This is a genomic window from Polynucleobacter sinensis (assembly GCF_001595985.1).
Classification (GTDB): Bacteria; Pseudomonadota; Gammaproteobacteria; order Burkholderiales; family Burkholderiaceae; genus Polynucleobacter; species Polynucleobacter sinensis.
Genome location: NZ_LOJJ01000003.1, coordinates 634489 through 655712 on the forward strand (window position 1 = coordinate 634489; position 21224 = coordinate 655712).

Consider the following 21224-nt stretch of genomic DNA (forward strand, 5'->3'; position numbering starts at 1 on the left):
TGGAGCTCCTCGGACGGGTTTTTGCCCCATCGATATAATGATAAATCTACATCCAGGGTCAAAACCCCTTAACAATCTGATAGTTAACTGAAAAGCATGAGCCAATCACCACAAAGCATCATCGAACAAGCCTGGGAAAACCGCGCAAATCTCTCTCCTGAAGCAGTTTCCGGGGAAATTCGTAACGCCGTTAACGCCGTCCTTGAGGGCTTAAATACAGGCAATATTCGTGTGGCGGAACGTCGCAGTGTTGGGGTATGGGAAGTAAATCAATGGGTCAAAAAGGCTGTTTTGCTCTCTTTTCGCCTAGAGGACAACAAACCCATGGGGGCTGGTGGTTACACGCAGTTCTATGACAAGGTTCCTAGCAAGTTTGAAAACTACACTGCCGAAGATTTTGCCAATGGCGGCTTCCGCGTCGTACCCCCAGCTATCGCTCGTCGCGGTTCATTTATCGGCAAAAATGCTGTTTTAATGCCTTCATACGTCAATATTGGCGCTTATGTAGGCGAAGGAACAATGGTTGATACCTGGGCGACCGTAGGCTCATGTGCCCAAATTGGTAAAAACGTTCACCTTTCTGGCGGCGTTGGTATTGGCGGGGTTTTGGAGCCGATCCAGGCTGGCCCTGTGATTATTGAAGATAACTGCTTTATTGGCGCCCGCTCTGAGGTTGTCGAAGGCGTTGTCATTGAAGAAAATGCCGTGCTCTCAATGGGCGTTTACATTGGTCAAAGCACCAAGATTTATGACCGTGAGACCGGTGAAATCCATTACGGCCGCGTTCCAGCTGGCTCTGTTGTGGTCCCAGGCTCCCTTCCTTCCCCTTGCGGCAAATACAGCCTCTACGCCGCGGTCATTGTTAAAAAGGTAGATGCCCAGACGAGAGCCAAGACTGCCATTAACGAACTATTGCGCGATTAATCGGCAATGAGCGCCACCCTCGAACTGACTGAAGCCCTCATTGCTTGCCGCTCGGTTACACCGGCGGATGGCGGCTGCCAGGAACTTATTGCCAAAAGATTGCAGGCGATTGGCTTTCATACTGAAAGCGTTGTGAGCGGCCCTGAGAACTTTCAGGTAACCAATCTGTGGGCGATTAAAAAGGGGGCGGCGGGTGATCAGGGTGAAGTTCTGATGTTCGCAGGTCATACCGATGTTGTGCCCACCGGACCGCTTGAGAAATGGGATAGCGATCCATTTACCCCCACCATTCGTGATGGCATGCTCTACGGTCGCGGTGCAGCGGACATGAAGACCTCTTTGGCGGCATTCGTAGTGGCCACCGAAGAATTTGTTGTAACACATCCTAATCACAAAGGTTCGATTGCCTTCTTAATCACTAGCGATGAAGAAGGTCCAGCCAACGATGGCACGGTCGTCATGTGCGAACGACTCCAAAAGCATGGGCAGCGCCTTGATTACTGCGTTATTGGAGAACCCACATCAGTAGATCAACTGGGTGACATGATTAAAAATGGTCGTCGCGGCTCCCTTTCAGGCAAACTCAAGATTAAAGGGGTTCAGGCGCATATTGCTTACCCCCACTTAGGCAAGAATCCCATTCACCTCTCCGCACCCGCAATTCAGGCTTTGGTTGAAACCGAGTGGGACAAGGGAAATCAATATTTCCAGCCAACGAGCTTCCAAATTTCCAATATTCATGCAGGTACTGGCGCCAACAATGTCATTCCAAATGAACTAACTATCGACTTCAACTTTCGCTTTTCAACTGAGAGTAAGCCAGAGGAGTTGCGCAGTCGCCTTGAGAAAATATTGAGTGCTGCTGGTCTTGAATTTGAGATTGACTGGGTGCTTGGCGGCAGCCCCTTTATCACTGGCGATGGCGCTCTTGCTGGAGCCCTTCGCAAGGCCATTAAAACGGAAACTAAGGTCGATGCTGAACTCTCCACCACTGGAGGCACTAGTGACGGCCGCTTTATTGCCAAGATTTGTAAAGAGGTGGTGGAATTTGGCCCACTCAATGCAACCAGTCATAAGATTAATGAGTGCGTTAACATCGACGACGTTGTTCCTCTAAAAAATATCTTCCGTAAGACTCTCGAGCAATTGATTGCTTGAGACAAATGAACAATTCCATGGACCCTGAGCCTCAACAAACGCTAACCTTAGATCAGTGTATTGATCAAATAGCTCAACAACTTGATGCTGCGGATTTGTTTTATGGTCACGGCGCCATTGATGCTCAAAGCGAAGCCCTGTGGATTGCCAGCAAGCAATTAGATCTCAGCCCTACTGATGCTCTGGATCATTTGGATCGCATGATGAGCGCAGAGCAAATTCGCAAAGCACTGGAAATTACCGATACCCGAATTCGTACACGCAAGCCCCTAGCCTACATCCTGGGTGAGGCCTGGTTAATGGGCGTTCAGTTCTACTCTAGTGAGCAAAGCATTGTCCCCCGCTCCTGGATTGCCGAGCTCATTGTGGATGGCTCGCTTGAGCCTTGGCTGCCTGCAGATGGCAAAGCACTTGATTTATGTACTGGTAATGGCTCGCTAGCCATCCTACTGGCGCTATCCTGTCCCGATATTCATGTGAGCGCTTGCGATATTAGCCTACCCGCATTGGCGGTCGCATCACGCAACCTTGATCGCCATGGACTCACATCGCAAGTTGAATTGTTTGATGGAGATTTATGGGATGCATTGCCTGAGCCGCATGATGACAATCGCTTTGATCTCATTATTTGCAATCCGCCTTATGTCAACACCAGCTCAATGAATGCGCTGCCAGCCGAATACCATGCAGAACCCGCCTTAGCTCTGGCAGGTGGAGATGACGGTATGGATCTGATTCGAAAAATTATTGCTGGTGCCCCAGACTACCTCTCTGAGCGTGGCGCACTCCTAATTGAAATCGGCAATGAATATGAGAACTTTAAAAAGGCTTTCCCACAGATTCCAGTCATTTGGATGGAAGTCTCCGCTGGAGATGAGCAAGTTCTTCTTATTCAAGCAGAAGACTTGCATTAAGCTTGCTACTACCTTAGCTTAGCTCTGCTGCCGCAGAGATCGCTTGATCAATGCGCTCTACTGGTATCACCTTTAATCCCGGAATCTTTGTCTTGGGCATATTAGCCTTAGGAATAATTGCCACGGTAAATCCAAGTTTCGCTGCCTCTTTAAGGCGCTCCTGACCACGTGGGCACGGACGAATCTCACCAGCAAGTCCAACCTCACCAAAGACGATGAGCTCTTTTGGTAATGCCTTATTGCGAATGGATGACTGGATTGCTAGAAGCACCGCTAAGTCAGCAGCCGGCTCTGAAATCTTGACGCCACCAACCGCATTTAAAAAGACATCTTGATCAAAGCATGCTACACCCGCATGGCGATGCAGTACCGCCAGCAGCATTGCTAAGCGTGCCTGCTCCAACCCCACCGCCAATCTTCTAGGATTTGGAATATGCGCAGTATCTACTAAAGCCTGGATTTCGACTAATAATGGACGACTACCCTCTTGAGTCACAAGCACACAAGCCCCTGGAACCATCTCCGCATGCTGAGATAAAAAGATAGCTGAAGGATTGGCAACGCCGCGCAGACCTTTTTCAGTCATAGCAAAAACACCCAACTCATTGACCGCACCAAAACGATTTTTGATGGATCGAACCAGTCTGAATGAAGAATGTGTATCACCCTCGAAATACAATACGGTATCCACAATATGCTCGAGCACTCGAGGTCCAGCTAAATGACCATCCTTAGTCACATGCCCAACCATCAATACGCAAATACCACTGGACTTCGCAGCTCTCGTTAATTGCGCAGCGCACTCACGAACCTGGGCAACTGAACCGGGAGCTGAACTTAATACCTCTGAATACAAAGTCTGTATTGAATCAACTACCAACACCTGCGGCTTTACCGTATCCATAATGGATAAAAGCTTTTCAAGCTGAATCTCAGCAAGCACCTCCAACTGTGGAGCATCCAAGGCGATGCGCTTAGCACGCAGTGCAATCTGCGCAGCGGATTCTTCTCCACTACTGTAGAGCACATTCATACCTGAAGCGCTCATCTCAGCCAAGGCTTGCAAGAGTAAGGTGGATTTACCAATACCAGGATCACCACCAAGGAGCACAACACCACCGGGAACAAGACCGCCACCAAGCACGCGATCAAATTCCTCAACACCAGTACTGAATCTTGGAAGATCTTCAGCTGTGATGGCAGATAATTTTTGACGAGGCAATGATTGAGCTAACCCCTGGAAGCGGGAGTTTGAACTGACCTCCGGCAAACCCTCTTCAAGAGTGTTCCAAGCCTGACAGGATGGGCATTGCCCCTGCCACTTGGCTGATGTTCCGCCACATGACTGACAGATGTAGATTGTTTTAATCTTAGCCAATGGATTAATCGAGCTGAGTGCCCGCTTTATTTTCTTGAGCGCGCTTAGGCGCATCTTTACGACGTTGATCTAAGTCTGCAGCGCGAGCGGCAGCGGCCTTTTGCTTTTCTTCAAACTCTCTCTGGTTAGATGCACGTTCAGCAGCTTTTTCTGGTGAGGCGCGCTCGGCTATTTTCTTAGCATCCCTTTGATCCTTCAGGCTAGCGCGCAATTTACGCTGCACTTCATGCAGATCCACCTCTTGAGCTCGAATCGGATCAATTTCCCTACGATATTCTGCGCGAGACTCACTTAAACAGCGATTGACCCAATACTTTTGGTAGCACTCTGAGTTGGTTTTTTCCCAACGATATTTAGCCCAATCACGCTGTAGCTCCAGCTCACGCTCAATCTTATCCAAACGCTCTAATTCGGCCTCTTCAGCCGGAGTCGCCAATATCAAGCTGCTGAAAGAGCAAATTAGCAGAAATGCACTGCAAGAAAGTAAAGCGCGAATTGAGAGTGGTTTTCTCAAATTTCCACCTTTGCACCAAGCTCAACCAAACGGTTAGCAGGAATCTTAAAGAAGTCTGATTGACGACCCGCGTTTTGATACATCCAGCAAAACAAGCGCTCACGCCAGATGGCCATACCAGGAATGGCGGATGGGACAATGGTATCGCGTGATAAGAAAAATGAAGTTGTCATCAAGTCAAACTTAATACCAAAGGTCTTTTCAATGAGGTGAATGATGGAGTTCATATCGGGGGTTTCTTTAAATCCATAGACCGCACGAACCACATGAATATTTCCACCCAAATCCCTCATCGTAATACGCTCAGCATCATTCACATAGGGCACATCCCAGATGCTCACTTTTAAGAAAAATACTCTGTTGTGAAGTACGTGATTATGTTTGAGATTGTGCAGGAAGGAAACGGGCAAATAATCGACATGGGCAGTTAAGAAAACTGCAGTGCCCTCAACACGATGGGGAGGATGTTTTAATAAAGATTCGATAAAACTAGCGAGCTGAATACCCTCATCCATTGCGCGTTTACGCAGAATTTGACGGCCCCTAAACCAGGTAATCAAACAAGTAAAGCACAGCAAACCAAGCGCCAAAGGATACCAACCACCATCTTTGATCTTAATTAAGTTGGCAGTCCAGAAAGCAAAATCAATCAACATGAAAGATATGGTGATGAATGCAACTAGCAAAATATTCATCTTCCACTCTCGTAGCATTACAACTGCCAACAAGATCGTAGTGATCAGCATAGTTGAGGTCACCGATATGCCATAGGCGGCAGCCAAATTCATGGAACCCTTAAATGCAATCACGGTCGCCACAACCATAAATAGGAGTGCCCAGTTCACAATCGGTATATAGATTTGCCCCTGCTCCGAATCCGATGTGTGGAGAATGTTCATGCGCGGCATAAAGCCTAGCAAAATAGCTTGACTCACCAATGAGTAAGCTCCAGAGATTACCGCTTGAGAAGCAATCACAGTGGCGGCTGTCGCCAAACCCACTATAGGCCACAGCGCCCAATCAGGCACCATTAAATAAAATGGGCTCTTAATAGCCTCAGGGTTCGAGAGCAACAAAGCCCCCTGACCCAAATAATTCATTAATAGACTTGGTAAAACGATTAGCAACCAAGCGTAGCGAATTGGGGAACGCCCAAAGTGGCCCATATCTAGATATAAGGCTTCGACGCCAGTTACGACCAAAACTACTGCACCCATCACGATATAGGCTGTGGTTGGATGAGCAGCAATAAAGTTCACCGCATACATGGGATTAAATGCAGCAATGATTTGTGGTGCATTACCAATATTAATTGCCCCTAGCACCGCAAGGGTGAGAAACCAAGCTAGAGTAATGGGGCCGAAAAGCTTGCCCACTGCTGCAGTACCAAACTTCTGAATTAGGAACAGGGCAACCAAAATGATCAGGGAAATTGGAATAATAAATTTATGCAAAGCCGGCGCGGCAATTTCAATACCCTCTACCGCCGATAAAACAGAAATAGCCGGTGTAATAACAGACTCACCCAAAAGCATGCAGGCTCCGAGCATGCCTATGATCATAAAAAAGAAATAGCTTTTTGATTTGCTATCAAAAGAGCGAAGGGCCAGCGCCATCAAAGAAAGAACACCGCCCTCGCCTTTATTGTCGGCGCGCATCACAAACAAGACGTACTTGATTGTCACGACCAGAATCAAGGCCCAAATCATCATCGAAATAACGCCAAAGAGCGCTTCCGGCGAATAACTAATGCCGTGCTCAGAATCAAAACACTCCTTTAAGGCATACAGCGGACTAGTTCCAATGTCGCCAAACACGACACCAATCGCCGCAAGCATCATGACGCCAAGACTTTTCTTATGCTCACCCTCAGGGCCGTGGACTTCCACAGGGTTTAAAAGTGTTGAGCTAGAAAATTCTGGGTTGCTAATAGACATCTCATAACCTTAAGGTGATGTTGCACGGCAATATGTTACTCCTTATATTGCCCCACCGAGCTCTCAAATTAAGGTCATATATTGCCTATTTCAGGACTATTTGTAGGCAAACCTCGACAAGAGGGGTGGAAAAATGGTAGAATTTCAGCTTCAGACGCGGGGTGGAGCAGTCTGGCAGCTCGTCGGGCTCATAACCCGAAGGTCGTAGGTTCAAATCCTGCCCCCGCAACCAAACAAGTAAAAGGCTTTAAGGGCACATGTGTCTTTGAAGCCTTTTTTGCTTTTATGCAAAAAGTTTACCTGCCCCATGCGCCAAACTGGGGATGAAGCTTCTCTTGTGGCATTTTTTAGAAATTGCGAAGCATTAAAATCAAGTTAAATCCACACGCATTCAAACCTTTGGAGAATAAATGATGACAGTAATAGGCAAACTCAGCGCAATCGCATGCAGCGCCTTAATCAGCTTTGGGGCAGTTGCTCAAAGCTATCCCACAAAGCCTATCAGAATCATTGTTCCATTTGCACCTGGTGGCAGCACTGACATTATTGCCCGTAGCATGGCTGATCCTCTAAGCAAGCAATTGGGGCAACCAGTGATCGTAGAAAATAAAGCTGGTGGCGGAGGCTCTGTTGGCGCACTAGAGGTCATGCGTGCACCCAAAGATGGCTATACGCTAGGAATTGCGACAGTCTCAACCACCGCCTCTAATCCAGCAATCAATGCCAAGATTGGCTACGACCCTATTAAGGATTTCACCGCCATCACCAATATCGCAGCAACACCAAATGTGATTGTGGTGAATCCGTCCTTTCCCGCTCGTGACTACAAAACTTTCATGGAAGTCATTAAGAAAAATCCCGGAAAATACTCTTATGCAAGCTCGGGCACTGGTGGTATTGGCCACATGCAAACCGAACTCTTTAAAAGTCTGAGCGGCACTTTTATTGTGCACATCCCTTACCGTGGCGCAGGCCCAGGTTTGGTTGATGTTGTTGCCGGTCAAGTGCCCATCATGTTTGATAACTTGCCATCCGCCCTCCCCTTTATTAAAGATGGTCGACTCATTCCTATCGTAATAGCAGCACCCAAGCGACTTGCACAACTTCCAAACGTGCCCACTTTTGCCGAAGTCGGTCTAGCTCCAGCAAATAGAATGGCCTACTATGGCCTGTTAGGTCCAGCGGGATTGCCAAAGGATGTAGTGGATAAAATCTACGCTGCCGCTCAAAAGGCCATCTTGGATCCCGCAGTTAGAAAGCGCATTGAAGAGACTGGCTCAATCATTAACGTGAATGGCCCTGAGGCGTTCTCCAAAGAAATTGCTTCGGAGTATTCAACCTATAAAGGCGTGGTTGCTAAACAGAAGTTAGAGTTGGAGTAATTTCTCGAACAAGCTCATTTCACGAACAATCTATTAAAGGCCCCATCTTGAACTTGCCAAATCATCAACTCACCATGACGATCTTGATGACGCCGGATAAAACTAATTTTTTTGGCAATGTTCATGGGGGTGATGTTCTTAAACTTCTAGACCAAGTTGCATATGCTTGCGCCAGTCGTTATGCGGGACGACATGTCGTCACCCTTAGCGTGGATCAGGTGACCTTTCGACAACCCATTCATGTGGGTGAATTATTAACCTTTCTAGCCTCAGTCAATTTCACTGGCAATACCTCAATCGAGGTAGGCATTAAAGTTATTGCAGAAAATATCCTTACCAAAGAAACCAGGCATGTCAATAGCTGCTTCCTAACCATGGTGGCCATGGATGAAAGTCGCAAGCCAGTTGCCGTTCCGACTTTTACCCCATCCAATCCCATAGAGCAACGTCGCCATAAGGCTGCAGAGCTTAGACGAGAAATGCGTCGTCAGTTTGAAGAAAAGTTCAATCAAATCCGCAAAAGCTAGCATGCCTTATTTTTAGGTAGAGTAGCGAGCTGCGTCAATAATAAAAAACCGCCCGAAGGCGGTCTAAAGAGTCATCTACTACCTGTTAATGTGAATGTCCCGACTGATTCATTGGCATCGGCTTCATACCTCCTTGAGGCATCCCCGCGCCATTCATCATCTGCTGATGCATATCCTTCATCTCTCCATGCATAGCTGGATCACAATACTCATGACCAGTATTGGCACCACCCATTTGATGAGTACTGGAGCCCTTGTAGCCTAAAAGAGATGGGTCTAGCATCCCCGCAATCATCGCGATATGGCCAAATATGAGAAACAAAGCAACACAAGTTGCATGCACCCTGAGCTTACCCATTTGATCTAATGCTTTATTAACAAATCCAAATTCTTGTAAAGCAATCCAGATCAAGGGCAAACCACCTATAAGATAACTAGCAACCGCAATTACATCAATCGCTGTTCTCCACTCATGATTTCTGGTGATTGGAACTACCGCCGTTGTCAGCAGGTATGCAATAACTCCAATGAAATAGAGGCCCACCGCCGTTCCTGAAAATCGATTGAGGTGATAGACAAAACCGTCGAACTTACGAGTAAATAGGATGTACAACTCTGTAATAGCCAGGGTTTCAGCAAGAACAACTGGTATGGCCATAAAAATTAAAAGATTCCAGGGCTGGTTGTCAGCCAATAACTGCATATAGTGAGTCATATTCATTACGATTCTCCAAAAAATCAAATTACCAAAAGGCGACTAAACGCCAATAACTAAAACTATTAAAGGTAATTTTTGGGAGGCTTATATATGGACTCAGCAATATTGGAGATGGCGATAGCAACCCCATCAGACAAAAAGATGCCTGACTGCTTAACCACTTCAAAAACTAGCGAGCCGGTCAAAACTGCTGCCGATGAGCAGCAATAGTGACTAGCGCTTAACCTAGATTGAGATCCATCATCGTCTTGGTACGCTATTGAAGCTACCTCATGGCAATGATCATGACTGCTAGATTCAACCGCAACAGAATTTGCCTTACTAAGCTCAATAGGCATTCCGGCAGCATTGACCATGCTGACAAATAAACTCAGGAATACCAGGATCACCACTTTCTTCATCCCTTCAGTTTACGCCTTATTGGGCGTGGCGATGCCATAAGCGTTTAGATTGGTATCGCCAAAAATACCCTTGGCTGAAGGCCTGACTTTGAGAGCTTGCCAGCCATATCTGAGCGCCAGTGATCGGTGTTTGGTAAAACGGGATACCAAGATCCCAGTAACGAGCCATCACCGTTGGGTGCGGATGCCCATAGCGATTACGGTATCCATTTTGAGCAAATGCAATATCTGGACCTAATTTCGTCAAGAGATCCAGTGAGGAGGAGGTCTTACTGCCATGGTGTGGCGCCATAAATACCAACTCCTTACCCTCGAGGTCTTCCAGTGTATCTCCATTCAGACGCGCAGTAATCTCGGCCTCACCTTGCTTTTCCACATCTCCAGTTAACCAGAAGGAAGTGTTTTGATTGCGTACCTCAAGCACGCAACTCATTTCATTTGGCTTGCCCGATCCCTTTTTCTCAAAACGGGTATGTTCATGTGGGTGCCAAATATGAAACTCCACAGCATCCCAAATCCAACTCTGTCCAAAGCGACAAGGAATACTTGAGATCCCCTTCTTTGCTAGCTTGGTCAATAGTGGATTATCAATTGGAAGCGATCCCATCATTGAATCAAATTGAATCTCTTTTAGCAACGTTGCTGCTCCGCCAATATGATCGCTATCACTATGGCTAATTACCAAACGATCAATGCGATCAATTCCTCGCCCCCTCAAAAATGGCAAAATAATTCTCTGCCCCGCATTGTCTTTCCCCTGTATGGGCCCAGTGTCGTAGAGCAAATTCCGATTCTTAGTTTCAATTAATACCGCAGTACCCTGTCCAACATCCAACACTGTTGCACGATAATCACCCATTGATAAAGCAGCCTGCGAAATCGGTTGAATAAAGAGGGTTGCTGAAAGAATCATCCCTAGAGCCCTGGAAGGCCAAGCATTCCTAATCATCCCCGGGCGAATTGCAATCACAATGCCTACCGTCGATAAAATTAAGGCCCACCACTCAGGCTGATGAGACCAGGCTACCGACCATTTCCAAGCAGCCATCCAGTCAAGCAAAACAGCGAGATACTCCATGGTCCCATGCGCGGGTAACAACAACCATTTACCAATAAAATCGGGCAACAACGACCCAATGATTGCTAGTGGCGTCACGATATAACTCACCACAGGAATGGCAAAAGCATTCGCTAACGGAGAGACGATAGATAATTGATAAAACCAAAATAGAGTCAGCGGTAAAAGCGCGATCGTCACAACCGCTTGGACTCGGCAAGCATCATGCAAGGCCTGAGTTACTCGATGGCGCCAATCTACTTCTAACTCTTTTCCAGTAGGCACTCCAAGTAAACCTGATGAATCCTGCATTGCAAACAAGATTGCAGCAACTGCGCCAAAGGATAGCCAAAATCCTGGCGTATATGGTGCCATTGGATCAATCAATAAAACAAAAACCAATGCCCACCACCAAATATCGAAAGAACGAGGATTACGACCCGACCACAATGCGAATGCCACCACACCAACCATGTACATAGTTCTCTGTGCGGGGATCTGAAAACCAGCCAACCAAGCATAAACAAATGCAGTGAGAAATCCCGCTGCAGCCGCTACTTTTCCAACAGGGATATAGAGCGGCAAAGACTTGCGGCGCCACAGCTGCGAAGCAAGCATGGCACCAAATCCGGCCAACATAGTGACATGAAGCCCTGAAATGGAGATTAAATGGCCAATCCCAGTGGCATTAAATACCCTCCAATCGTCTTGAGCAATCGCATTCTGATCACCCATTACCAGCGCCGTTATCACTCCGCCATAGCGCGCCCCTTCTGGCAACAATCGCTTGATCTTTTCCCGTAACTTCCAGCGTTGATACTCCATCGCCAAGGAAAATTCCGTGAGCGCAATGTCATCAGATAAAAGCAATTGACCAGTTCGCACGGATCCACTGGCACCAAAATCATGATGAAAAGACCAGCGCTCAAAGTCAAACGTATAGGGGTTTAAAGATCCATAAGGACGCTTAATTTTGACCCTCAATTTCCAACGCTGCCCAGGAATAATTTCTGGGATATCTTGCGGATTTCGCCAAGCCGGCTGCCAAGCTAAATAAATTTGCCTCGGGAAATTCTCAATGTGATCACGCCCCAATAATGCATGGTCAACCTGAAAAGAAAACTTGGCACCACTTGAACTACTTTGAGGTAAGGCATTTACCCTTCCCTCAATCTGCAACTCTTTACCCTCGTAATCGATAAAGAGAATATTGCGCAGACGGCTTTGTGCATAATGCGCGTTCCAAGAAAAACCCAGGGTGCAAAATAAGACGACCCCTAAAACCAAGTAAACCTGAGAATGTCTTAGGAATTTCCAATTCAGCCAATATCCAACTAGAGAAGCGCAGGCCAACGAGGCGGCAATACTTAGCCAATATTCTGGCACAGAAGGCAAAAAAAACAGAAGCGATCCCCCGGCGATAAACGCCGCAATATTCAATCGCAAATGCTTAAGAGACTACCGAGGGATTTGAATGAACAGCCGCCAATGCAGACCAACGTGGTAAAGCTTGCATCGCGTTAGACCAAACGGCTTGAGAAAATACCTCGGATCCCACTCCCCTAATATCCGCTAACTGCCGAGCAATTCTGGGGAGTAATGCAGGCTCATTAAAGCCCCCGCCTTCATGTTTAAGCCAAGCCGGAGGAATATCCGGCGCATCTGTCTCAGTAACAATGCTGTCAAGTGGTAAGTCCACAAGCAGGCGACGTATCTGGAGTGCCCTGTCATAAGTTGCCGCACCACCGAAGCCTAATTTGAAACCCAATTCAATGAATTGCTGAGCCTGTTGACGACTTCCATTAAAAGCATGGGCAATCCCGCTAGGCACTTTTCGCTTGCGTAAGGCTTTTAAAATGGCATCTTGCGAGCGACGCACATGCAAAATCACAGGCAATGAAAACTTCTCCGCCAAATCTAATTGCTTATGGAAGAAATATTCTTGGCGCTGAGGATCAAGGCCCTCGACGAAATAATCCAAGCCAATCTCACCTATCCCCACAAACCGGGGATCGCATAATGATTGTTCAATTTGCACCTTCAGAATATCAATATCAGACTCTTTGGCTTGATTGATGTAAAGAGGATGAATGCCGAGCGTATAAACCAAACCTGGGATATGTTTACTGTATTGATTAACTAATTTTTTGACCGGATCCCAGTCAGATGACCTTACAGTTGGCAGCAAAATCGCCTCAACATTAGCTGCTTGCGCCCTAGCAATAATCTGCGAAAGGTCCTGATGAAACTCAGGGGCATCTATATGGCAATGGGTATCAACCCAACGAGTAACTTCACTCATTGAGCAAATGGTTTTAATACTCCGCGCTCTAAATGCAAAATTCGATCACACCGTTTAGCGCGGACAGGGTCATGGGTCACGATAACAAAGGCAGTGCCTTGTTCGCGAGCAATATCTAACATCAAATCAAATACGCCATCAGCCGTTTCAGTATCGAGATTGCCAGTTGGCTCATCCGCCAGAACGCAAGATGGATTCCCTACGAGGGCTCTTGCCACTGCAACGCGTTGACGCTCTCCACCAGACAACTCACCAGGGGTGTGCTGAACCCGTTTAGTCAACCCAACCGCATGGAGCATCTGATGTGCGCGCTTCATCGATTCATCATTATCTAAGCCACGAATACGCAGTGGTAAAGCTACGTTTTCGAGAGCAGTAAATTCATCTAAAAGATGATGGAATTGATAAATAAATCCGAGACTTTGATTGCGCAGTTGATCTAACTTTGCAATAGGTAGCTGATGAAGATTTTCTCCGGCCAAAATAACGGATCCAGCACTAGGCGCATCAAGACCACCTAAGAGATGTAATAAGGTACTCTTACCAGAGCCAGAAGAGCCAACGATGGCAACCTTCTCAGAGGAATGCACCTCTAAATCCACAGCTTTCAGAACATCAACAGCAGTAGGTCCCTTACCGTACGTCTTTGCCAGCTTCTTTGCACTCAGGATGCTATTTTGGGTGTTACTCATAACGCAACGCCTCCGCAGGCTGAACCTTCGCTGCTCGTCTACTTGGGTATAGGGTTGCTAGTACCGACAAGCCAAAAGCCATTAAACCAACAGTCATCACATCGGACATACGAACGTCCGAAGGAAGTTCACTAATAAAGTAAACATCACGAGGTAGGAAACGGACTCGGAAGATGGCCTCGATAGCCGGAACAATCACGTCAATGTTCAAGGCAATCAAAAGGCCTAAGGCAACACCAGCTAGAGAGCCTAACAAGCCAATTGCTAAACCTTGCACCAGAAAGATTCGCTGAATTAAGCCTGGACTTGCCCCCATTGTTCTTAAGATAGCAATATCAGCCTGCTTCTCATTGACTGTCATCACTAAAGTAGAGACAAGATTAAATGCAGCAACCGCAATAATTAAGGTCAAGATAATGAACATCATTTTCTTCTCAGTCTGCACAGCAGCAAACCAGTTGCGATTAGAGCGTGACCAATCGGTTACCCATAATGCTTGGGGAACAACCTGAGCTAAGTCATTGGCAATCTCAGGAGCGCGTTGCATGTCATCCACCTTCACTCGCAAGCCAGATGGATCTTGAAGACGTAGCAATGCAGCAGCATCCTTCCAGTGCATGATGGCCAATGAGCTGTCATACTCATAGTGACCGCTATCTACAATACCAACGACTTGCAGCGTTCTCATTCTTGGCATGGAGCCTGCGGGAGTGAGATCGCTTTCAGGAACAATCAGGTTAATACGGTCACCAACGCGCGCACCTACGATGCTCGCTAATTGCGCACCCAAAGCTACTCCAAAACTTCCGGACTTCAAATCCTCAATACTTCCCTGCGAAAATTGTTTGGGTAAATCAGAAACTTTTCCCTCCTCGCTTGGCAAGACTCCTCGAATTGCCACGCCACGCATTACATTTTCCCGGCTGAGTAAGCCTTGGGAGCTCACCATAGGAGCGACACCAAGAACATGAGGCTGAGTCGCCACCTTTCTGGCGATCGACTCCCAATTGCTTAAGCCCTCAGGAGCGGTGATTTCCACATGAGACAACACAGAAAGCATCCGATCTCGAACCTCTTTCTGAAAGCCATTCATTACAGAGAGAACCACAATGAGGGCAGCGACCCCCAGGGCAATACCGGCCGTGGAAATACCAGAAATAAAGGATAAAAAGCCATCGCGCTTGCCAACCGTCTTACGACGCTTAGAGCGGGTATAGCGCAGGCCAATTTCTAGCTCGATAGGAAGTCTCAACATGGCTACAGTTTAGTGAATCAAGCGAGTAATGCCACAGTTTCTGCAAATGCCACCTAAAATCAGGGGAATGAATCTTCATTCCACCCCCCAGCAAAGCGCCACCCAACGCTTCACCCTCATGATCCCGGGGGAAGATACCTTGGATTTAAGGCAGGATTCTCCGCCTAAGGGCCTGCCGCAAGAGCGTTTCTTACTTGGAGATAACCTTCCGATTGCTCCGGTTTTGCTACTAGGGAAAAGCAATTTGTCACTAGACCCAAGCCAGGTAATCGCCTGCCTTCAGCCCGTTCATCTTCATGCTACCCGGGATCACTTGATACTCCTGACCCAAAGCCAGATTGAACTCACAGCGGAGGAATCCCAGAAGCTGCTTCAAATTGCCCTTCCCTTCATAGAAGAGGATTTCCAAAACAAAGTCTTATTTCAAGAAAAAGATTATTGGTTTCTGCCAGCAGGCCCATTTTCACACTTGGGAACCCACTCAATTGACCAAGCGCATGGACGCAATATTGATTGGTGGATGCCACGCGATACCCATCAAATTGGAATAGCAAAATTGTGGCGCAAGCTTCAAAATGAAATTCAGATGTTATGGCACATTGATCCAGTCAATCAATCTCGCGAACAACAAGGGCTTCCAGCCATTAACTCCCTCTGGATTAGTGGAATTGGAAAACTCCAAGACATTCAAGTGCCAAATGCCTTAAAAAATATTAGTCATATTTATGGAGAGCATCCACTCTTGTCTGGTCTCGCTAAATATATTGGAGCTTCACACCATTATCAAGTTAACCTCTCTCAATTAGCCAACGCTTTTGCCTGGATAAATCATCCAGAAGCTATCTGGAATGAATTGAGAGACGCTTTGATACATAAGAAAATTGATGAGATTGAAATCATTGACTTTCCTAATGGCGATACTCGACATCGTATTCTGACGGCAAAAGATCTTCACAAAAAATCTTGGGCTTTTTGGAAAAGACCACAGCTATTCACTTGGCAAGAAATCGCATCACGATCATCATGAGTGTATTTTCACAACGCCCATTTTCCGAACGCACTGCTACTTGGTTGCAGCAAAGCGGCTTACATCCATTACTCGCAAGACTATTCGCAGCACGCGGTGTTGATAAGCCAGAAGACTTATCTCTCGATCTAAAACAGTTACTCTCTCCTCTGGAGCTTAAAAACTGCATCAGTACCGCTACTTTGCTCGCAGACATTCTGAAAAAAAATGAGCCCATGCTCGTAGTGGCTGATTACGACTGTGATGGCGCTACTGCTTGTGCAGTTGCAGTGAGGGGGCTCAAGATGCTGGGTGGCGCAAATACGCCCATTCAGTTTTTAGTACCCAATCGCTTTACGATGGGCTATGGATTAACTCCAGAAGTAGTTGAGCTGGCGGCGCAGCAAACCCCTAAACCAAAATATCTGATTACCGTTGATAACGGTATCGCTAGCGAAGCTGGTGTTGATCGAGCCCATGAACTTGGAATAGAAGTCATCATCACGGACCACCATCTACCAGGAGATCGATTGCCCAATGCAACTGCTATCGTCAATCCCAATCAACCTGGTTGCACCTTTCCCAGCAAAGCACTTGCTGGTGTAGGAGTCATGTTTTATCTGCTCGTAGCACTGCGAGCTGAGCTGCGCAAGCGAGGGAAATTTACCGCAGAGACCCAGCCCAAAATTGAAAACCTCCTAGATCTTGTTGCGCTCGGAACAGTAGCAGATGTGGCGCAACTCGATCGCAATAATCGTATTCTGGTTTCGAATGGTTTAAAGCGAATTCGCGCAGGCATTTCACAAGCAGGCATACGGGCGCTCTTTCAAGCAGCAGGACGCGATCCTCGTAAGGCTAATACCTTTGATTTGGGATTTGCAATTGGTCCTCGCCTCAATGCTGCAGGCCGACTTGCGGACATGACTCTAGGTATTCGCCTCTTACTCAGCGACAAGCAAGATGAGTCAACAGAACTTGCTTACGAATTGGATCGCATCAATCGCGAACGTCGTGTGATCGAATCTGACATGCAAGAAGCCGCCTTAGCGCATCTTGCAGAAGACCAACTTGCCGGCACTATGTCTAACCGACCTAGCATCTGCCTGTGGAATTCAGAGTGGCATCAAGGCGTTGTTGGCATTGTGGCATCGCGACTCAAGGAGCGCTTTAACCGTCCCACAATCGTATTTGCGCCAGCAGATGGCAATACCGGCGAGGAGCTTCGGGGATCCGGCAGATCACTCACTGGATTTCATCTACGCGATGCTTTGGATATCGTCTCCAAACGGGAACCAGGCCTCATCCTGAAATTTGGTGGACATGCTATGGCAGCCGGCCTCACCATTAGAAAAGCGGATTTTGAGCGCTTTGACACCCTCTTTCAAGAGGTGGCAACCACCCTCCTCAACGACGAATTACTAGAGCGTCGTCATATTCATGATGGTGCCCTAGACCTATCCGAGTTCACCCCAGAAACCGGCGACCTCCTTGCCGAAGAAATCTGGGGTCAAGGCTTTCCTCAGCCGATTTTTTATGGGGAATTTGAGGTGGGCCAGCAAAGCCTTATGAAAGAGAAGCACCTGCGCCTTCAGCTTCAACCCATAGGAAGTGGGCAACTCGCGAGCAAACCATTTACGGGAGTCTGGTTCAACCGAACCCAGCCCTTGCCAGCAAAGGCCAAGCTAGCCTATCGCTTAGTCACAGACCGCTTTCAGGGGCAAGCCCGCGTACAACTGATGATTGAGGCCCATGACGAGGGCTGAGCTGCAATAACCCCCTTATAATTAGGGGATGGAAGCCGAAAAACTCAACATTATTTCAAATACCCTCTCCGATCTGCTCACCCGTGAGCAAGCACTTCGGGGGTATCTTTGACTTCGAAGTAAAGTCACGACGCCTTACTGAAGTTAATTCTATTCTTGAAGATCCCACCATTTGGGATGACCAAAAAAAAGCGCAGGCTTTGGGCAAAGAAAAGAAATTGCTCGATGGTGTTGTCTCCACCCTCACTGACTTAAATACCAATATCACTGGTGCAATTGAGCTATTCGACATGGCAAAAGAAGAAAGTGATTTTGAGACAATTGCCGCAATCGAACAAGATGTAGAAAGCTACAGCAAAGTCATTCATGACTTAGAGTTCCGCCGCATGTTCCACAATGAAATGGATTCGTGCAATTGCTTTATTGATATCCAAGCTGGTGCTGGTGGTACCGAAGCATGCGATTGGGCAAGCATGCTCTTTCGCCAATATCTCAAGTATTGCGAGCGCAAAGGCTATAAAACAGAAATCCTGGAAGAGTCTGATGGTGACGTTGCTGGCATTAAAAGTGCAACGATTAAGGTGGATGGTGAGTATGCTTATGGCCACCTTCGCTCTGAAACGGGAGTACACCGTTTGGTGCGCAAGTCCCCTTTTGACTCGTCTAATGGTCGCCATACCTCTTTTGCCAGCATCTATGTCTATCCCGAGATTGATGACTCGATTGAGATTGATGTGAATCCCGCGGATATTCGCACGGACACCTATCGCGCATCCGGCGCTGGTGGTCAGCACATTAACAAGACTGACTCAGCAGTGCGCTTAACGCATATTCCGACCGGAATTGTGGTGCAGTGTCAGAACGATCGAAGCCAGCATCGCAATCGAGCTGAAGCGATGAGTATGCTCAAATCACGCCTCTATGAGCACGAGATGCAAAAGCGTCGCGCAGAACAAGACAAGCTCGAAGCAAGTAAAACGGATGTGGGCTGGGGTCATCAAATCCGCTCCTATGTTTTAGATCAGAGTCGCATTAAAGATTTACGCACTAACGTCGAGATCTCCAATACACAAAAGGTGTTGGATGGCGATCTTGATGCTTTTATTGAAGCCAGCCTAAAACAAGGCGTCTGATTTACCACCCTATTACAGCTATTAATACTGATATGAACGATAAAGTGAATCCAATTCCCACCAATGAAGCCGTTGATGAAAATCACATCATTGCAGAGCGCCGCGAAAAATTGGCTAAGTTGCGCGAAGGTGGGGTCGCCTTTCCAAACGACTTCTTGCCCACCCATTTAGCAGCAGATCTTCATACGCATTACGACAGTCTTTCTAAAGAAGAACTCGCTGCCAAGAAGGTGCATGTCAAAGTCGCTGGCCGCATGGTCCTTAAACGCGTAATGGGCAAGGCGAGCTTTGCCACTATTCAAGATCGTAGTGGTCAAATTCAGTTTTATATCAATGATGAAATCAGTGGTGCAGATACGCACGGCGCTTTTAAGCATTGGGACATGGGTGACTTTATTGCGGCTGAAGGTCATTTATTTAAAACCAATAAAGGTGAACTCTCAGTTGAGTGCAGCACTTTACGGCTACTTAGCAAGTCTTTGCGCCCGCTTCCAGATAAATTTCATGGCCTTTCTGATTTAGAAACTAAATATCGCCAACGCTATGTTGATTTGATTGTGAATCCAGAAAGTCGCAATACTTTCAGGGCGCGCAGTAATACGATAGCCTCCTTGCGTCGCCATATGTTAGATGCCGACTTCATGGAAGTAGAGACACCCATGCTCCACCCAATTCCTGGGGGAGCAACAGCTAAGCCATTTATTACCCACCACAATGCTTTAGATATGCAAATGTTCTTGCGTATTGCGCCAGAACTCTATCTCAAGCGTTTGGTAGTGGGCGGTTTTGAGCGTGTTTTTGAAATTAACCGCAACTTCCGTAACGAAGGAGTGAGTCCACGCCATAATCCCGAGTTCACCATGATGGAATTCTATGCGGCCTACACAGATTACCGTTGGCTAATGGATTTCACCGAAAGCTTGATTCGCGCCGCAGCGATTGATGCTCAAGGTACTGCAGTATTAACCCACCAAGGTCGCGAGCTTGATCTGAGCAAACCTTTCCAGCGCTTAACAATTACTGAAGCCATCCTGAAATACTGTGGCCAATCAAACAAGACTTATGAGGCTGGGCAATTAGAAGATGCGGCATTCATTCGCACTGAATTGAAAAAAGGTGGCGAGAATCCAGACTCCCCCACCCTCAAGAATGCAGGTATCGGTGCTCTGCAATTGGCTCTATTCGAGTTGGTGGCTGAAGCCCACCTATGGGAACCAACTTACATCATTGATTACCCCATCGAAGTGAGCCCTCTGGCCCGTGAATCAGATACTCGCCCAGGTATTACTGAGCGCTTTGAGTTATTCATCACTGGTCGTGAGATTGCGAATGGCTTCTCAGAATTAAACGATGCCGAGGATCAAGCCAATCGCTTCCGTAAACAAGTGGAGCAAAAAGAAGCCGGTGATGAAGAGGCGATGTACTTTGATCATGACTTCATTCGTGCGCTGGAGTACGGTATGCCTCCAACCGGCGGTTGCGGTATTGGCATCGATCGCTTGGTAATGTTACTTACTGATGCGCCAAACATTCGTGACGTGATTCTATTTCCTCATTTACGTCGCGAAGAAGAGTAATCACTTTCAAACGAGAAATATAAAGCCGCAAAATATTGAGCTCTGCGGCTTTATATTCACCCCCATACAAGAACTCAACTAGCGGGATATAACTTTGTATTCTCGCTATCAATTACCGTGACATTGACAGGTATCCCCAAGCTGACGCTGGAAGATACCGTACAGAAATCTTGAAACTGAGCCAATACGCGGTCTAAGTTCTCCAATGTCGCACCCGGTACTCCAATACGAATCTGTACATGAATAGCTAAGATACGCAAGCGATTCTGATCATTTCTGCCAATCTCGCAACTCGCCTCAGTTTCAATGGGCTCAGGGTTTTGCTTAAACTTTCTTAAAGCAAATAATAATGAGTCAGATAAGCAATTGGCGACACCGGCAAGCAAGAACTGTGAAGGGGTTGCACCTTGAGACCTTCCTAAGGGCGGGGGCTCATCTCCATAGATTGGCTCACGTTCTTCGTTGTAATAAATTGCGAACTGGTAATCACTTTGCTGAACCAGTCTTACCGATGGAGAGTCACTCATATTCACCTCTGATTGATATCACAAGCAATACTTTATACCCTTACCCAAAACTATTGTCG

19 protein-coding genes and 1 tRNA gene are annotated in these 21224 nt (G+C 47.1%); 10 read left to right on the forward strand and 10 right to left on the reverse strand.

The window, feature by feature from the left end:
• Nucleotides 1–96: 96 nt before the first annotated feature.
• From dapD to prmB, 3 genes are read left to right on the forward strand one after another with little or no spacing between them, the layout of a single operon-like run.
• Nucleotides 97–924: a 2,3,4,5-tetrahydropyridine-2,6-dicarboxylate N-succinyltransferase gene (gene dapD / locus AOB49_RS06895; protein WP_062309240.1), complete on the forward strand. Its 828-nt coding sequence runs from the start codon at nt 97–99 to the stop codon at nt 922–924.
• Nucleotides 925–930: 6 nt separating this feature from the next.
• Nucleotides 931–2082 (forward strand): succinyl-diaminopimelate desuccinylase, encoded by a 1152-nt coding sequence (dapE, locus tag AOB49_RS06900; protein ID WP_062309242.1) that lies wholly within the window; start codon nt 931–933, stop codon nt 2080–2082.
• A gap of 17 nt (nt 2083–2099) precedes the next feature.
• Entirely contained in the window at nt 2100–2996 is an 897-nt protein-coding gene (prmB, locus tag AOB49_RS06905; protein ID WP_062309243.1) for a 50S ribosomal protein L3 N(5)-glutamine methyltransferase, read from the forward strand.
• 13 nt (nt 2997–3009) lie between these two features.
• On the opposite strand, the gene radA is transcribed toward prmB, so the two are convergent.
• Genes radA through AOB49_RS06920 form a run of 3 tightly spaced genes read right to left on the reverse strand, consistent with a single transcriptional unit; the run spans nt 3010 to nt 6729 of the window.
• The gene (radA, locus tag AOB49_RS06910; RefSeq protein WP_062309245.1) at nt 3010–4374 is read right to left on the reverse strand and encodes a DNA repair protein RadA; all 1365 of its coding nucleotides are present in this window, start codon (nt 4372–4374) and stop codon (nt 3010–3012) included.
• A gap of 4 nt (nt 4375–4378) precedes the next feature.
• Nucleotides 4379–4888, reverse strand: a complete 510-nt coding sequence (locus tag AOB49_RS06915; RefSeq protein ID WP_062309247.1) for a hypothetical protein — start codon at nt 4886–4888, stop codon at nt 4379–4381.
• The gene (locus AOB49_RS06920) at nt 4885–6729 is read right to left on the reverse strand and encodes a potassium transporter Kup (RefSeq protein ID WP_062309397.1); all 1845 of its coding nucleotides are present in this window, start codon (nt 6727–6729) and stop codon (nt 4885–4887) included. Before AOB49_RS06920 ends, AOB49_RS06915 begins: the two co-directional genes overlap by 4 nt.
• 251 nt (nt 6730–6980) lie before the next feature.
• Here AOB49_RS06920 and AOB49_RS06925 point away from each other — a divergent pair.
• The 3 genes from AOB49_RS06925 (at nt 6981) to AOB49_RS06935 (ending at nt 8734) form a co-directional block, all read left to right on the forward strand.
• A tRNA-Met gene (locus AOB49_RS06925) sits at nt 6981–7057 on the forward strand.
• Between the two features lie 178 nt (nt 7058–7235).
• Nucleotides 7236–8207 carry a tripartite tricarboxylate transporter substrate binding protein BugE gene (locus AOB49_RS06930; protein WP_082784078.1) on the forward strand — a complete coding sequence of 324 codons (972 nt, stop codon included), beginning with the start codon at nt 7236–7238 and terminating at the stop codon, nt 8205–8207.
• Between the two features lie 47 nt (nt 8208–8254).
• On the forward strand, nt 8255–8734 hold the full coding sequence (locus tag AOB49_RS06935) for an acyl-CoA thioesterase (RefSeq protein WP_172793398.1): 480 nt from the start codon (nt 8255–8257) through the stop codon (nt 8732–8734).
• A gap of 85 nt (nt 8735–8819) precedes the next feature.
• On the opposite strand, the gene AOB49_RS06940 is transcribed toward AOB49_RS06935, so the two are convergent.
• The 6 genes from AOB49_RS06940 to AOB49_RS06965 are packed head-to-tail and all read right to left on the reverse strand — an operon-like array spanning nt 8820 to nt 15159.
• A complete protein-coding gene (locus AOB49_RS06940) occupies nt 8820–9455 on the reverse strand; it encodes a DUF6803 family protein (RefSeq protein ID WP_216634657.1) in 636 nt (211 codons plus the stop codon).
• 59 nt (nt 9456–9514) lie between these two features.
• Nucleotides 9515–9853, reverse strand: coding sequence for a hypothetical protein (locus AOB49_RS06945; protein ID WP_062309250.1), 339 nt, complete (start codon nt 9851–9853; stop codon nt 9515–9517).
• Between the two features lie 16 nt (nt 9854–9869).
• Nucleotides 9870–12350: a DNA internalization-related competence protein ComEC/Rec2 gene (locus tag AOB49_RS06950; protein WP_245640635.1), complete on the reverse strand. Its 2481-nt coding sequence runs from the start codon at nt 12348–12350 to the stop codon at nt 9870–9872.
• A gap of 10 nt (nt 12351–12360) precedes the next feature.
• A complete protein-coding gene (locus AOB49_RS06955; protein ID WP_062309252.1) occupies nt 12361–13212 on the reverse strand; it encodes a TatD family hydrolase in 852 nt (283 codons plus the stop codon).
• Nucleotides 13209–13904, reverse strand: a complete 696-nt coding sequence (lolD, locus tag AOB49_RS06960) for a lipoprotein-releasing ABC transporter ATP-binding protein LolD (protein WP_062309254.1) — start codon at nt 13902–13904, stop codon at nt 13209–13211. The genes AOB49_RS06955 and lolD overlap by 4 nt, the downstream gene beginning before the upstream one ends.
• Entirely contained in the window at nt 13897–15159 is a 1263-nt protein-coding gene (locus tag AOB49_RS06965) for a lipoprotein-releasing ABC transporter permease subunit (protein WP_062309256.1), read from the reverse strand. The genes lolD and AOB49_RS06965 overlap by 8 nt, the downstream gene beginning before the upstream one ends.
• Before the next feature lie 67 nt (nt 15160–15226).
• On the opposite strand from AOB49_RS06965, the gene AOB49_RS06970 reads away from it, so the two are divergent.
• The 4 genes from AOB49_RS06970 (at nt 15227) to lysS (ending at nt 20638) form a co-directional block, all read left to right on the forward strand.
• Nucleotides 15227–16186 carry a hypothetical protein gene (locus tag AOB49_RS06970; protein ID WP_245640636.1) on the forward strand — a complete coding sequence of 320 codons (960 nt, stop codon included), beginning with the start codon at nt 15227–15229 and terminating at the stop codon, nt 16184–16186.
• Nucleotides 16183–17928, forward strand: a complete 1746-nt coding sequence (recJ, locus tag AOB49_RS06975; protein ID WP_062309258.1) for a single-stranded-DNA-specific exonuclease RecJ — start codon at nt 16183–16185, stop codon at nt 17926–17928. The genes AOB49_RS06970 and recJ overlap by 4 nt, the downstream gene beginning before the upstream one ends.
• Before the next feature lie 28 nt (nt 17929–17956).
• A protein-coding gene (gene prfB, locus AOB49_RS06980) for a peptide chain release factor 2 (protein WP_172793399.1) occupies nt 17957–19061 on the forward strand; the annotation gives its coding sequence in 2 pieces (ribosomal slippage) (nt 17957–18028 and nt 18030–19061; 1104 coding nt in all).
• 32 nt (nt 19062–19093) lie between these two features.
• On the forward strand, nt 19094–20638 hold the full coding sequence (lysS, locus tag AOB49_RS06985; RefSeq protein WP_062309266.1) for a lysine--tRNA ligase: 1545 nt from the start codon (nt 19094–19096) through the stop codon (nt 20636–20638).
• A 74-nt stretch (nt 20639–20712) separates the two neighbouring features.
• Here the strand turns inward: lysS and AOB49_RS06990 are convergent, their stop codons facing one another.
• The gene (locus AOB49_RS06990; protein WP_062309268.1) at nt 20713–21165 is read right to left on the reverse strand and encodes an OsmC family protein; all 453 of its coding nucleotides are present in this window, start codon (nt 21163–21165) and stop codon (nt 20713–20715) included.
• Nucleotides 21166–21224 lie beyond the last annotated feature (59 nt).